Below are 14879 nucleotides of genomic sequence, written 5' to 3'. Positions count from 1 at the left end.
CATAGTGAATTTAATTTCCTGAGGTGGTTTTATAATTGTACTGGGCCATCAGCAACTGAATATGATGAATCAACCGGTTTTGTCTCGCTTGGTCTTCTGCATTTAATTTGGTGAGGAAGTCGCTGCTCGTGATAACTCCGTTTTCTAATTGTGCCTTTGCCGCATTTTTTACTTCCTCGCGCAGACCAATAATCTCGTCATCAGATTTGATCAGATCATTCAACTTATCCAATTCCGCATTTTGTTGTTTCAAAGCAAAATTAGTGTTGAACAAAAAGGTCTCTCGCTGTATATCTATCAGACTGCGATTTACATCCAACAGTTTTTTATCTTTTCGCAGCGTATAGAAACCTCCTAGCGACCAGCCAAAACGGATTCCGGTGATGTAATATCCTGCGAATTCATTCTTCAGAAAGTTTAAGGCAGGATTAGCATATCCTCCTTGAAAAAACACTCCAGCCCGAGGCAAAGTCTTAGCCACCACCAGTTTATCCTGAGTATCTAATGTCTTTTTCTGTAAATCAAAAAATGAAAGTTCGGGTCGGTTGAGCCCCAAAGAGGGCAATACAGGTGTGGGAGATTCCAGTTTTGTATTTTCAGTCAGCTCGCGGTTGATAAACTGGCCAAGCATATCTACGTAGGCTTTGCGTGTAGCTTTCAATTCAATCGTACGCTGATCTGCTTTTAGTAATTCAGCACGTAATTCACTTAGGTTGCTTTTATAAGCCACTCCGTTTTTAATGGCGGCACTAATCTTATCTATTCCAGACTGTAAATCCCTTTTTAATATCTCCACCTGCTCTTCTTGTCCATCTATCAATAGAATACCGAAGTACAACTGATTGACTCGTTCTTTCAACTGATATAAATCCACTTCCAGTTTCTGCTGCTCCACCTCTGCTCGATTAAGTGCCAACTTTCGCTGCGGCTCTATCAAAAAGGCATCGGTCAACGATTGATTCACCTCACCATACAGTTTGTATTGGTCCTTGTTGGGAGGCTCGATAGTGATGGGGACCGAAGGAGGCAATGCTATTTTTGTGACATCACTTTGGTAGGTGGCTTGGGCGGAGATATTGACTTGCGGCAGGTAGCCCATTTTTGCGTTGTCAATATTATAGGCCTTGCTCTTACCAATCAAATCTCTTTGTTTAAATAGAGGGTAATTTTCTTGAGCCAGTATATAACATCCGTCTAGCGTTAAAGTCTCTGTCGGTTGTGCGGATAGAAACAATAGGCCAAAGATAGCTGCGACGGTGGCGATAATTTGCTTCATCGGTTGGATTGTTTTTTTCGTTTTCATGCTGCGCCTAATTTGCTTTCATCATTTTATACAGCCAGATGGGCACTAATTTTTTCCGCTCCTGCATCAATTCGGTGAATTGCTTTTGGTTCATCTTGCCCACGAGCTTTAACAGCGGAGCAGAGAGAAATGGGAATACCGTCAGTCCCATAATATTGGCCATTAGGTGCATGGGGTTCACTTTGATAATTTCCCCCTTCTTTATTCCCGCCAATAATTGTTTCATAAAAGGCGAATCCATGAGATGCGCTTTTGAATGAATCATGTTGGCAAACTTCTCCGGGTTGTTTCTGATTTCATTAATAACAAACAAGGGAATGTCTGGTTGGACTACCAGCATATCAATATAGTAGGCCACTAACTTTTCTATTTTTTCCTGCCAGGTGGTGGTCTCATCATGGCTAATGATGTAAACGCCCTTCATGAAGTGCTGGAGGTTTTCCTGCATGATGATATCAAAGAGTTTTTCCTTGCTGCGGAAATAATAGTTGAGCAAGGCCAAATTCATCCCTGCCTCTTCAGCGATCTCGCGTGTACGGGTGGCTTCATAGCCCTTTTGGGTGAATAATTTTCGCGCAGCTTCCTTAATGCGCTCCTCTGTCGAAGCATCAGCCAACTTTTTTATCGGCTTCTTTTTAACTATAGCCATTTCGGCGGCAAATATATAATTATCCATTTGATTTAATCAAATGATTAAAAGGAAGACAGAAGGTAGAGCCATATCGAATTTTGAACTACAGAGTATCCATCCAATGAAAGAAATACCGTGCAGAGCTACAGCACACAATAACATTGTAGGAAGGTTATTTTAGGAAGACTATTCCCTAGCTCTAAAACAGGAACTTAGAGAAATTCAACGCGGTTCTCATCATCCGACTAGGCCGTTCATTCTCTGCCAAAGGTCTGATAATTCGAACCGCCGAACGGATCATATTAAAAGAGCGAACCACCTTTTTAGGAGTGGGAAAAGGTTTTAAAATATTGCCGGCTCCAAACATGGCCACTGCAAAGAAATGACGAGTCAATAGTTTCTGATCGCGCGAAACGGCTGCTAAAATGGAAATCGGCTCACCCGAATAACTACCACCTCGACTCAAATAGTCATAACAGGCTTTTTTTAAATCTTCATTACTCATCACTCCGTAAAGTGCATCAGCCAGGATGTTAATCGTAGCGTTTTGTTGATGACGAGTGGCGTAAAATGAACGTACCGTCTCTGTAACTTCCGAAGGCTTGTCGAATTTTTTCAGGGCGATTAGTTTATTGCCGAGAGACAGAATGTCTGTGAAGGCCGCCGTCATCCCGCCACCGGTTAGTGGATGGCGCATATTCAACGAATCACCGATCAGCACAGCACCTTGTGTTAATTTGGGCGTAGCAGGTATTAAGTGATTCGGCATTACTTTAAATTTCCCTTCTTCCACGGCTGCATAGAATGAGGGTTGAAGTTCCTTCGGCATCTGGGGCCCCATCTGGTCACGCAGAAAAGCCACCAGTTCAGGGCTTTTCTTTGGCGGTTCTTTATCCGGGAAATCAATCAATACTCTTGTTTCGGTAGAGGTTACCGGATATGCCAAACAAGGGGAGGGTTTTGCCACAATCACGTGCCCGTGGTTCTTATAGGGCATGTTGGCATCCTTCAAAATCAGACCGAGAAAATAGCTACTCACCTTTTTCACATTGGCAGACAGTCGCTCACGGAATATGGAAAACATGCCATCACATACTACGGTTAAGGCAGCATGGATTGTTTTTTCTTCTTTAGTTGCTGCATCGGTGTAAGAAATACCGGTGATAATATTTCCTTCTTCCATCACATGGGTCACTGTTCCCTCTATTACCGTAACCGATGGAAGTGACTTGATGTGCTCCCGAATCTTCTGAACAAATTTCCCATTGCGAAAACCACGGCCATTTTCATTGGGAGGATAGGATACTCTGAAATTTTTGCCATCCAGAAACAGGGCATATCCTTCTACCGGTTGAGCATCGAAGCCTTCGAGGAGATGTTCTAAACCCATTTCTCGGAGTTTGATAACTCCTCCGGGTTGCAATAATTCACCTATAATACGATCCTGCTCTTTCAGGCTTTTTTCTACCACTGCAACGCGGATATTATGCTGTCCCAGATAGGCGGCTAACACGCCACCGGCAACGCCCGCACCGATAATGCAGACATCATATTGGTTTTTACTATTCATATTTAATCTTAAAACAAAACGGTTTCTTCAATCGTCTTTCTAGGCGGAATGTGGCGCGGCGAGTATCTTACCGCATCTAAAGATTTTTTTATCTCTTCCAACAAAAACTGAGTCTTATCGTGATTTGGATCCTGTTTGTCTAGTTTCTTTTCAATTTCTAAAACAAAGGTGTTGATGGTGCGATGTACCACTTCCATACTATTTGTATAGACCATCATTTTAGCTGCCAATCCTTTTCTGATTTTTACTACTTCCGTATAAACGTCTGGGTTATTATAAATTTTGGCAAGCGTTGCTAAGGCCATGACTTGTGGAATGGCACAGAAACGGAATATCTGAGGGTCCCTCAACATGTGGAGATAAACCACACAATTGGAAACATATTGCAAGGCATCGGTGACTAATTCGTTGATACAGGCAAGTGATTCAATTGAAGTAGGGTTTTTAGCCAGTTCCTCCAAGCGACTGGTATATTTTCCCCAAATCTCTTTGGGCCAAAATGCACGTCCTAAGCTAAGGTCTTCATAATAGTCGCGAGAGATATTCGTTTTCTGCAACAATAGACCCATAGAGTTTGACAACTCTGTTCTTTCTTTCAATTCGTCTGATTCTAAGCCGGAGGCTGAAAACAAACTCGACAAACCAATTCCTACCAAACCCGCAACATAATAGCAGTATTCGTCATAATCATCGAGCGTAACCACTTTGCGCTCTGCATAGTCCGCCATCCCTTCACCCATCTTCCGGCAGATATCCAATATGACATCGCGATAACCTTTGTCCAAGGATTTGAGCACACGGATGATTTTATCAAAATTTGAAAGCAGAATCCGATAGTTTTTAGAATCACCAACCCCCTCTATTTTCCATCCGGATTCATCACACTTAACATAGAATTCACGTAACAGAGCTAATCTTTTCTCTGCCGGATAGGTCATATCATCTTCCACCGAATCTAACCCGCGAAGCACTAAATAGAAAATACAAACCGGATCGCGGAGTTCTTTTGGTAGTTGCTGGATAACGATGGCAAAAGAGCGTGAAACCTCATTCAAAGCTGAGTAACAAAAATCACGATCACCTTGCTTCAGTGCCAAGACATCCAAAGGCTCTTCATTGCTCTTGATAGCATAGTCACCAAACTTGACCTTGAGCATGGCCAGAATCTCAAAAGGCTTATGTGCAGATTTTAAAAGGTCTCCTACCATAACGGGATTTTTAGATTGCTTCAATTATTCTAAACAACCTGATTCTTTGATTTACGCAAAGAAAGCGGAGTTTTTCGGTATTTCCAATATAATTTTGATGGTGGGGTTAATAAACTGTAAAACAAAAAAGCTCCGATGACGAAACGCTCGAGGCCAATACAACAAGGGAGCAGGCTCCCTTGTCAAGTACAAAATGTGTACCGCTTGGCTCAAGATGTATGCAGCTTTGCAAAATTCGTGTATGTCGCTTCGATAGACCTAGCGACTACACAATTGGTAATTGAAAATGGTTCTAAAGAAATTACTTATTCGCTTCTTTCAAATAATTTTCAAGTGCTGTAATTATAGTAGTGTCCCTACCGAGGGGAGCCATCACATGAAATTTTAATTCTTTGCTTATGATAGCATCAGCAGTAGTAGTTCCGTAGGCGGCAATCTTTAGTTTATCCTGTTTAAATTTTGGAAAACTATGATAGAGCGAATGAATACCGGTAGGACTGAACAAAATAAGCATGTTGAATTTTGAAATATCCAAGGGCTTTAGGAGATTAGGTACCGTCCGGTACATGACGCCTTCTACGTAATTAAATTTATTGGCAGTCATAAAGCTGGTGATTTCATCCTTGCGCATTTCGGCGCAGATATAAAGGAACCTAGTGGTGTCCCGATGCTTCATCAACAAGGTGCGCAACTCTTTATTATTGTTGGCATCGCCGAAAAATACTTTTCGCTTTCTGTATTGCGTGTATTTCTGAAGATAAAGAGCAATGGCTTCGGAGGTGCAGAAAAATTTTGTTTCCTGACTCATGCGTACCCGCAACTCTTCACAAATACGAAAGAAATGGTCAATCGAATTACGGCTAGTAAAAATAATTCCACTGTATTCGTTTAAAGTAATTCTTTGTTTTCTGAATTCCTTTCCCGACACTCCCTCCACAGTTACAAAAGGCAGGAAGGTGAATTTAACTTTGTACTTGGCTTCTAAATCAAAGTAAGCCGACCTCGGACCTTCGGGTTTTGGTTGAGCTACCAGAATCTGTTTTATTTTGGTCTTAGGGTCGTCGGAGATAAAACTGGCGTAGTTTTTTTCCGGTCGGTGAGGAATTACCATAGCCGATTTTGTAGCAACCGACTTGGGGGAAAAAGAAGTAGCGCTCCTTTCAGGTGATCTCACATCAGCCTTTTTGAGAGCGCTACTACTGTTGGACGTTGTACCGCTCTTGGTCAACTTCTTGGAAGAAGTTTTTCCGGCGGCTGGTTTTTTCGAAGCAGCTTTTTTAATTACTTTTTTTTTGCTGTCTTCTTAACCGCTTTCTTAACCGCTTTTTTTACTGCTTTTTTAGCAGGCTTTTTTGCGGCTTTTTTGGCGGCTTTCTTTTTTGTTGCCATGGTTAGTTAATTGTTTTGGTTAACAATTTGAAAAGTAGAAACATCATTGATACTTCCACAACACAAACGTAAACAATAAAGTGATAGATATTTCTATACAAGATTTTTCCTGCTGTGGATAACCCTCTTAAAAGCAGCAGGAAGAAAAAGGCAGCAAAAATAATTGCTGATAATATCATCACCACTTTTATAAAATGTTTTGGTGCAAACACTAAAACAAAAAGAGCAGGGAACAGCGTCAGTCCTAATGTTTTTGAAATAGTGGTGAAGTGAAAAATATATTCGTCGGTTTCATTTTTTAGCTCAAAGACGATTCCAATAAACTTCAACAAAAATATCTTGGCGAGATAAAATAATGTGAATAAAAAAATCAAAAATGCAATGGCTGAATAGTATTGGGAATTACTTTGCTGTGCTTCACCGGTTAAAATAAAATATGCGAACAGGGCAGATACGATAATAAAATTTGCATGGAGGATAATAGAAGACATCGTGAGTTCTTCTGATTTCGTTCTGAAAATCTGCTGCGCAATGTTGAAGTTTATTAGCGATTGAAACAGTTCCTCTAATTGCTTTCCAAAAGCAATCTTTAGATAGGTAATAGCAGAGAGTCCTATCAGTAGTATGATTACTATCCCGATATTTTTTCTCGGCTGCATCACCTGTTGCACATCGGCCAGATGGTCTTTCTCTGACTGAAGCCAAGACGACCTTTCGTTTGCTAAATCAACATATTGCTGATTTAGGATCGAATCTAAATGATTCGAGTCCACCTGCATGGAGTCTGAGACCTCTGGCGGTGAGATGGTCAAAGTAGTTTGAGCATTGGCAAAAAACACACAACCCATAAAAAGAGAAAGGAGAAATATTTTCAAGCGGCTAAAAATAATTGACGTATCCGAAATGAATTTTCCCCGACTTGAAAGAAAGCTTATTGTCTAATTGTTTTCCCATAGCATAAGTAATTCCAAAGAGTCCTACTTTTGTTTCTATTGCTCCACCAGCGCCAAATCCGAACGGAAAATCAAACGGACCTTTGCCGGCCCGAGCATCTTCGACCATCGCTGCATTGAAGAACGTACTAAAGTAAGAATTCTTCGAAAGCAGAAACCGGTATTCCAGATTGGCCATAGCATAATAGGGGGTAAAAATAGATTGATCATCAAATCCGCGCAATGAGTTCATGCCGCCCAGCCGGTATTTTTCATTAAAGAAAATTGTCGGGGCGTACAAATACTTGCCATCGAAAGAAGTTTTGATGGTATGTCTGGATGCCAACCTCCAATACTTTTCAATAGCCAATCCTATACGAAATTGAAATGTCTTCAATTTAATGGTGTCATACAGATAGCTAAAGTTCCTTCCTGAAGATTCGTCGGGCAAGTTGGCTACGGTATTATTCTTTTTGATTTTTCTGGCTCCAGCAGAGCCCTCGACCGTCAACTGATAGCCGGAGGTAGGGTTAAACCGATAATCCAGTTTCTGAAGAAAATATTGTAAGGCAAATTCATTAGAGCTGACATCGAGATTATTGGGAAGTCTCTTGTTGGCTTTAATATAGGCTGTGTCCACATAGGTAATGATGGTGGTCTTTTGTTTCAGTGATGCTTTCAGGTAATTACTCCCGATAATTTGATATTGAATTCCATAATCGCCGGCTATATCTACAAAGGCTGTATCTTTTTTGTAAAGTTGAAAAACGGCATTGATACCCAAAGGCAAACCAATCAAATATGGATACACAAATTTGATGTCTAGTGTCTGGGTTTTGGGTTGCAGTTTCTGCCATTTGAAAAAAAACTCCTCGCCGACACCAAACAAACTAAACAGGTGAAGGCGGGCATCGCCAGTTATTAGAAGCTTTTGTCCGGAAGACCCCGGCAAAAAGCCCAGGAGGAAATCGAATTGACTGGACCGTTTGTCTTTCAGAAACAAATTGATTCGTGCTTTGCCGTTCAGGAATTCTACAGTATGCGGTTGAATGGCTTCGACAAACTGCAACTCACGCAGTCGTTGATGAATCCGCTGGATGTTGCTTTCATTATAGGGCTTTCCTATTTTGATGCCGAGGTAATTCTTTAGAAATACATACTTGGTTTTTGTTTTCCCTAATATTTTAAGAGTGTCATAACGAATCTGTTCATTCTTCTCGATGAACAGTTTGGCTGAAAAACCATCTTGCTCCAATTGAAAACTATCCAATTGGACCGAAGCAAAGGGGTAGCCGCTGTTTTCACATTCACTCAGAATGTTTGCCTTCATCTTTTCAATCTGCGCAACCGATATGGGGCGCCCGGCTGTTACATATCCTTTCACTCCGGCACCCGACAAAAGAGAAAGATCAGCGTTCCCGTTTTCTATGTAGGCATTTTGAAACCTCTCTCCTATATATAGGTAGGCAGATACTTGGAGGCTGTCTATATGCATACTATCAATAGATGCCGCAACATACCCCAAAGTCCTAATTTTATTCAGCAAGCTAACAGCCTCTTGTTTTGCTTGTAAGGAATCTTTGAAATGGACTTTATAAGAAAACTGTTTTTTGAAAAAGCCATCAGATTGGTCTGCTGATACTACATTCAAAGAATACTCACCCTGACCAAAAGCCTGGCTCAGATTTAGTAGTAACAGAATAGCAAAAATGCCTCGCATGAGTCAAACGAAAATAACGCTATTGCCCGCTTTCTATTTCATTTCAGCACTATCCTAATACTTTTGTGCCCTGTGGCAGGTATCTACATTCATATTCCTTTTTGTAAACAGGCCTGCAGCTATTGCAATTTCTATTTCAGCACTTCACTTTCCAATAAGGAAAGGTTTCTGGAATCCCTGCATCGCGAGATAGCACTTAGCAAGGATTATCTCGATCAAGAAAAAATAGAGACTATTTACTTTGGAGGAGGCACTCCTTCATTGCTCAGTCATCTAGAAATGGCATCTATTATCCGCGAGATTGAACGGCATCATGATATTTCTTCCCTTCAAGAGTTCACCATCGAAGCCAATCCAGATGATTTAAGTTTAGCGAAAATCAAGGAGTTCGGCTCCTTAAAGAGTTTGGGGTTAAATCGCTTTTCGATTGGGGTACAATCTTTTTTCGATGAAGATTTGGATTATATGAATCGCGTCCATAATAGCGAAGAGGCACTTTCTTCCATCCGTCGAGTACAGGATGCTGGTTTTGAAAACATCACCATTGATCTGATTTATGGAACGCCCACCTTGAATGATGAGCGATGGCATCAAAATCTCGAAAAGACATTTGATTTAAACATTCCACATATTTCTTCTTATGCCCTGACGGTAGAAGCCAAAACCACTCTGGAGAATAAAATCAAAAAAGGGATAGCCACACCGGTGGATGAGGAACAGTCAGCACGACAGTTCCAAACTCTCATGGAGGAAATGAGAAAAGCCGGTTATGAGCAGTATGAGATATCCAACTTTGCCAAGGACAAGAAATATGCCGTCCACAACTCCAACTATTGGTTTGGGAAAAAGTATCTGGGATTGGGTCCCTCGGCTCATTCGTTTAATGAGATGTCGCGGCAATGGAACATTCCTAACAACATTCAATACATCAACAGTATAAGGAATGGCAAAATTCCGCATGAACTAGAACTGCTCACCGAGGCCCAAAAAGTGAATGAACATATCATGACTTCGCTCAGAACAATTTGGGGATTAAATATCTCGGGCTTTGAATTTGTATCGAAGGAACACCAATCAGCTATTACTGATTCTATTAGGCAGGAGATAAAAAAGCTAGATGCCTCGCTTTATTCTTTAAATAATTCGATCCTGACTTTGACGGATGCAGGCAAACTGTTCGCTGATAAAATTGCGGCATCACTTTTCATTTCCTGAAATAATTTCTCTAAGTTTTACCATGTTTGCCACCATAACAAAACGATATGGCTATTCTAAAACCTTTTAAAGCGGTTCGACCCGACAAAAATTTTGTCGGTCAGGTCGCTTCTCTTCCGTACGATGTGATGAACTCTTCCGAAGCTCGCAAAATGGCTGAAGGCAATCCTTATTCCTTTTTGCACGTGGTGAAGCAGAGATCGATTTGCCCACTTCGGTAGATGAACACGCACCCGAAGTTTACCGCAAGGCAAAAGAGAATCTGGACAAGATGCAAAAGGAGGGTATTCTGATTCAGGATAAAGAACCCTGTCTCTATATATATGCGCAAGTCATGGGGCAAAGGGTACAGGTGGGGCTGGTGGCTTGCTCTTCCATTGATGATTACTTTAATGATGTGATTAAAAAACATGAATTCACTAGGCCCGAAAAAGAACAAGACCGCATGGAACACATGCAGGCGGTGCAGGCGCATGTCGGCCCTATTTTCCTCACCTACCCCAAAAATGCAACAGTCAGTGCGCTGATCAATGAAGTGATTGCAGAGCAGAGTCCGATTTATGATTTCGACTCGGAAGATAAAATTCACCATACCGTTTGGTTAATAGACAATAAAGAAACCATCCACCAAATCATAGCCACCTTTGAAAAGGAAATTCCTTTCACCTACATCGCCGACGGTCATCATCGCACTGCTTCGGCGGCAAAGGTTGGAATGAAAATGCGCGAAGCAAATCCCCATCATACCGGCAAAGAAGAATACAACTACTTTCTTTCCGTTCTTTTCCCCTCCGACCATTTGGCCATCATGGATTATAACCGTTTGGTGAAAGATTTAAACGGTTTGACTTCCGAACAACTGCTGAAGAGTATAGAAGAGAAATTTACCATTTTGAAAAAATCAAAAAGCAAACCTGCGGCGTTGCATGAAATAGACATGTATCTCGACAACAACTGGTATCAACTGAAACCGAAGGACGGAGTTTATACAAACGATCCCATCGGAGTGTTGGATATCACCATTCTTCAGGATAATATTTTGAGTCCGCTTTTAGGAATCAAAGACCCGCGCACCGATAAGCGCATTGACTTTGTCGGCGGCATTCGCGGATTAGATGAATTGGAAAGAAGAGTGAACAACGGCGAGATGAAAGTAGCCTTTGCGCTTTATCCTGTTTCTATTCAACAACTGATAGACATAGCCGACAGCGGGCAGGTGATGCCACCAAAATCTACCTGGTTCGAGCCTAAATTGCGCGATGGTTTGTTCACGCATTTATTTTAAAATTACATTCGCCACTCAATTTTTAATTATGAAATTCGGAACCAAAGCTATTCACGCGGGCTTAGAGCCTGATCCCGCTACCGGAGCCATCATGACTCCTATTTATCAAACCACCACCTTTGTGCAGGAATCTCCCGGAAAACATAAGGGCTATGCTTATGCGCGTGGCAAGAATCCTACACGTGTGGCGTTGGAAAAAAACATTGCTGCTTTGGAAGAAGGAAAACATGGACTTTGTTTCAGCAGCGGAATGGCGGCTACCGATGCCGTAATGAAACTGCTGCGCCCTGGGGATGAGGTCATTACCGGTGATGATTTATATGGTGGATCTTATCGCATGTTTACCAAGGTCTTCGCTAACTATGGTATCAAGTTTCATTTCATTGATATGACGAATCTGTCGAAGATTCGGGTGCAGGTCAACCAGAACACCAAACTGATTTGGGTAGAGACCCCCACCAATCCAACGATGCAGATTATTGATATTGCTGGAACGGCTCAAATCGCGAAGGAGAATAAAATACTCCTCGCGGTGGACAATACTTTTGCATCTCCTTATCTTCAAAACCCTTTGCTTTTAGGAGCAGACATCGTGATGCATTCAGTTACCAAATATTTGGGCGGACATAGCGATGTAGTGATGGGTGCGTTGGTGATGAATGATGATAAACTGTATGAGCAACTGGCCTTCATTCACAACTCCTGCGGTGCCACACCCGGCCCTATGGATTCCTTTCTTGTGCTGCGCGGCATCAAGACTTTACACTTGCGCATGGAGCGTCATTGCTACAACGGGAAAATCATTGCCGAATATCTCAAAACTCATCCCAAAATCTCCAAGGTGTACTGGCCCGGTTTCCCGGATCATCCGAATCACGAGATTGCCAAAAAACAAATGAAGGATTTCGGAGGTATGATTTCCATTGTTTTTAAAGATACTTCGATCGAAGAAACCTTCCGTATCGCTTCTTCTTTCAAAGTGTTCGCTCTTGCCGAATCCTTAGGAGGAGTAGAATCTTTGGTGAATCATCCCGTAACTATGACCCATGCTTCTATACCAAAAGAAGAAAGAGAAAGAGTGGGAGTGGTAGATAATCTCTTGCGCCTCAGTGTGGGGGTTGAAGATGTGGAAGATTTGCTGGAAGACTTGAAACAGGCTTTGGGCTAAATAGAAACCTGTTCCGCTAGTTTTTAATACAGCGAACTGAGTAGCCTCGTCCTTTTGGTCTTGTAACAAAAGTTACGCTCGAAATTCCTCTTTTCAACTCAACGGCGTATGCTGTATTCGCATTCACCGGGCTTGAAGTCCAGAAGTAGGTGTCTTGATAATCCGTAGCTGAATAAATCGAGATTTCGCTTCTTGATCCAACCGAAGCAGCCGAGAAACCGCTGATATTATTGGCGTCTAACGGCGGTTGAGTAGTTGCCAGACCCCAACCGGTATCCGGTACGGACGCATTATTAGGATAGAGCACGTTCATCTTTATTTTTTTGCTGGCCGCGGCATTGCCTCCGAGAGAATCAAACATGGCTTGATACTCGGTTCTAGTAGGGACATGCCAACCTACGGGACACACGTTGGCATTATTAACAGCATACCAGTTATATAATTTTCCATTGCGCACACCATAAGCCGGATCGCTCTGAAAGTTGCACCATGCTTCGGTTCCCAACTGACTGGCAAGTACCCAAGCAGAACTGTCCTGAACCTGCGTGATTGGTGGGTTTCCACTTACACCATATTTTGTGCTCGTTAGATTTCTGGTATCCCAACATCTGCCGCCAATGATTAACCCAGGATAACTATTGCCGTCCTTATCTATCATGGTGGTACACGTAATAGGAGTATCTATAATCGCCGTAAAACCGATCGGTGAAGAAATAATTTCGCTTAGGTCGCCTCTACGGGCGCTGACATCCATGTGTTGTACCGGCGCTAAACGACTACCCAATGTCCAGTTAGTTTGAGCAAATCCATTTACATCCGTATATACCGTAGCCGGAGTTGCCGTTCCGTGATTGGCCGCGAGTTCAAAATGAACCGGAACCCCTTTGACTGCCAAGCCTTTTGAATCGGTTACTTTTACTTTTATCGGATTGGGCAGAGGCTGACCTTCAAAGGCGCGTTGATTATTTCCCGAAATCTCTGCCAAGGTATTGGTGTGCTAAAGCCAACTTTATTTGTTTCCCATATTTCTTCAGCTAAGTCGGGGACATTTTTTCCGAAAATGGTTCCTGAAATTTTCTGGCTCGTCTCATGCCAACTTTCTGCCGTCAAATCCCAATCGCCCGTTGCGTTGGCTAATCTGCCTGCCACTTCCGATTTTAAACCAACGGTAACATGCGGACCGGGTACTCCCATAATTTTAAATGCCAACACCGGACGGCAAGTCACTTTAACCTCTACATCGTCCACACCGGGAGCCTGTGAAGTAGAGGTATTTTGATTAGGATTGAAAGTATAGGTACTCTTCCAAGGCCCGCCTTCATATTTAGCACCCAATGTTTGGGGGCCAACACCAGAGAACGTATAAGTACTAGATACTGTAGATTCTGTGACCACAGAATATTCAGCCACCCAACTTAAATCCAGTCTCACCACCACCGGGGTGGATAACCGTTTACCAAATTCCAAGAACGATAAATTTTATTGTATTTGCGGAGCGTGTCTGTTCTATTAAGTAATGATGCCGCTTGCGTGGCGGTCACTTTCACCGAAGCGCTCGATGAATAGCTAGCATTGGTTGCAGTGATATCACATGAAGCAATGCCCGCTGTATCAAACCAAAAATCATAATGAAATGTAGGTGCATACTGAAGTTGCGCTGAAAGCACCACCGAAAGCGAGGCATCCTTATAAAGAGTCCTTGCCAGTACGGAGTCAATCAATCCGAGGTTTTTACCGGTTTTGAGAAAGTTCAAATCAAAGTCGAACACCAGATGCCCCTGAATGAACACATCCTCTAAGGTTGCCTGAGTGGTAGTGATAGTATATACACTACCGTTGACGCTAATAGCAGTAACTCTCCGGATATAGCCATCGCCTTCTCCGCTCACTAATATGTCGCCAACCTTTACGTTTGGCGTACTTCCTATCATATTAAAAACCAAATCCCGGTTGTGAAATCAGATGCGGCAAAATCAATTTCTAATCCTGTTGCCCCAACCGGAAGCGCACGATCCCGAAGAACCAATTCTTCAGGAAGAATGGGCTTGGACGGTTTTCTACAGGCATCCAACACCAATGCTAAACCCGAAAAAACTAAAGCAATCAATAAAAATTTCTTCATCTGCTACTGCAATTTAGCGGCCTTATTGCTTCGTGCTCCGGCTCTAAGTATCCATAAATCAAGACTTAAATGTAATTTCTTTACGCAAATAATGCCATAGCATGACATCCTCAAGACTGTATCCATCAAATCACTCCTTACTCTTACGTAAAAATAAGCAATCTGTCTTGAAACAAGAAAATCTAGGCGGTGAAAAAAGTAAAAAAAAGGGTCTGGCCAAACAGCCAGACCCTTTTTGCAAAAAGGAAAACTTGGAAAGGACTGTAAACTACCTGCCTACAAACACTTTCTTGGTGAGAATTTTATCGTCATTAGTCACCTTAACAATAAGGTAAG

The 14879-nt window shown here is 42.2% G+C and carries 13 protein-coding genes and 1 pseudogene; 3 read left to right on the top strand and 11 right to left on the bottom strand.

Annotated elements, in window-relative coordinates:
- Nucleotides 1-10: 10 nt before the first annotated feature.
- The 7 genes from IPP77_15025 to IPP77_14995 form a co-directional block, all read right to left on the bottom strand.
- Entirely contained in the window at nucleotides 11-1276 is a 1266-nt protein-coding gene (locus IPP77_15025; GenBank protein MBL0310924.1) for a TolC family protein, read from the bottom strand.
- A 34-nt stretch (nucleotides 1277-1310) separates the two neighbouring features.
- Nucleotides 1311-1946, bottom strand: coding sequence for a TetR/AcrR family transcriptional regulator (locus IPP77_15020; GenBank protein MBL0310923.1), 636 nt, complete (start codon nucleotides 1944-1946; stop codon nucleotides 1311-1313).
- Between the two features lie 187 nt (nucleotides 1947-2133).
- Complete coding sequence (locus IPP77_15015) at nucleotides 2134-3504, bottom strand: FAD-dependent monooxygenase (GenBank protein ID MBL0310922.1); 1371 nt, start codon at nucleotides 3502-3504, stop codon at nucleotides 2134-2136.
- Nucleotides 3505-3512: 8 nt separating this feature from the next.
- Entirely contained in the window at nucleotides 3513-4712 is a 1200-nt protein-coding gene (locus IPP77_15010; GenBank protein ID MBL0310921.1) for a squalene synthase, read from the bottom strand.
- A 301-nt stretch (nucleotides 4713-5013) separates the two neighbouring features.
- Nucleotides 5014-5886 (bottom strand): uroporphyrinogen-III synthase, encoded by an 873-nt coding sequence (locus tag IPP77_15005; GenBank protein MBL0310920.1) that lies wholly within the window; start codon nucleotides 5884-5886, stop codon nucleotides 5014-5016.
- Between the two features lie 217 nt (nucleotides 5887-6103).
- A complete protein-coding gene (locus IPP77_15000) occupies nucleotides 6104-6976 on the bottom strand; it encodes a DUF4271 domain-containing protein (protein MBL0310919.1) in 873 nt (290 codons plus the stop codon).
- Between the two features lie 4 nt (nucleotides 6977-6980).
- On the bottom strand, nucleotides 6981-8753 hold the full coding sequence (locus IPP77_14995) for a BamA/TamA family outer membrane protein (GenBank protein ID MBL0310918.1): 1773 nt from the start codon (nucleotides 8751-8753) through the stop codon (nucleotides 6981-6983).
- 72 nt (nucleotides 8754-8825) lie between these two features.
- Between IPP77_14995 and hemW the strand changes: the two genes are divergently transcribed.
- From hemW to IPP77_14980, 3 genes and pseudogenes are all read left to right on the top strand, one after another.
- Entirely contained in the window at nucleotides 8826-9968 is a 1143-nt protein-coding gene (gene hemW / locus IPP77_14990) for a radical SAM family heme chaperone HemW (GenBank protein MBL0310917.1), read from the top strand.
- A gap of 47 nt (nucleotides 9969-10015) precedes the next feature.
- Nucleotides 10016-11253 (top strand): annotated as a pseudogene (locus tag IPP77_14985) (DUF1015 domain-containing protein).
- 28 nt (nucleotides 11254-11281) lie between these two features.
- Nucleotides 11282-12421: a cystathionine gamma-synthase gene (locus IPP77_14980; GenBank protein ID MBL0310916.1), complete on the top strand. Its 1140-nt coding sequence runs from the start codon at nucleotides 11282-11284 to the stop codon at nucleotides 12419-12421.
- 16 nt (nucleotides 12422-12437) lie between these two features.
- Here the strand turns inward: IPP77_14980 and IPP77_14975 are convergent, their stop codons facing one another.
- Genes IPP77_14975 through IPP77_14960 form a run of 4 tightly spaced genes read right to left on the bottom strand, consistent with a single transcriptional unit; the run spans nucleotide 12438 to nucleotide 14543 of the window.
- Entirely contained in the window at nucleotides 12438-13406 is a 969-nt protein-coding gene (locus IPP77_14975) for a hypothetical protein (GenBank protein ID MBL0310915.1), read from the bottom strand.
- The gene (locus tag IPP77_14970; protein ID MBL0310914.1) at nucleotides 13343-13888 is read right to left on the bottom strand and encodes a hypothetical protein; all 546 of its coding nucleotides are present in this window, start codon (nucleotides 13886-13888) and stop codon (nucleotides 13343-13345) included. The genes IPP77_14975 and IPP77_14970 overlap by 64 nt, the downstream gene beginning before the upstream one ends.
- Nucleotides 13849-14352: a hypothetical protein gene (locus tag IPP77_14965; protein MBL0310913.1), complete on the bottom strand. Its 504-nt coding sequence runs from the start codon at nucleotides 14350-14352 to the stop codon at nucleotides 13849-13851. The genes IPP77_14970 and IPP77_14965 overlap by 40 nt, the downstream gene beginning before the upstream one ends.
- Nucleotides 14349-14543, bottom strand: a complete 195-nt coding sequence (locus IPP77_14960; GenBank protein MBL0310912.1) for a hypothetical protein — start codon at nucleotides 14541-14543, stop codon at nucleotides 14349-14351. The genes IPP77_14965 and IPP77_14960 overlap by 4 nt, the downstream gene beginning before the upstream one ends.
- Between the last annotated feature and the right edge of the window lie 336 nt (nucleotides 14544-14879).

The sequence above is a fragment of the Bacteroidota bacterium genome, assembly GCA_016722375.1.
In the GTDB taxonomy this organism is placed as follows: Bacteria; Bacteroidota; Bacteroidia; order Chitinophagales; family LD1; genus Bog-950.
The sequence above is the reverse complement of the archived record's forward strand: the minus strand, read 5'-3'. Positions and strand labels throughout refer to the sequence as shown.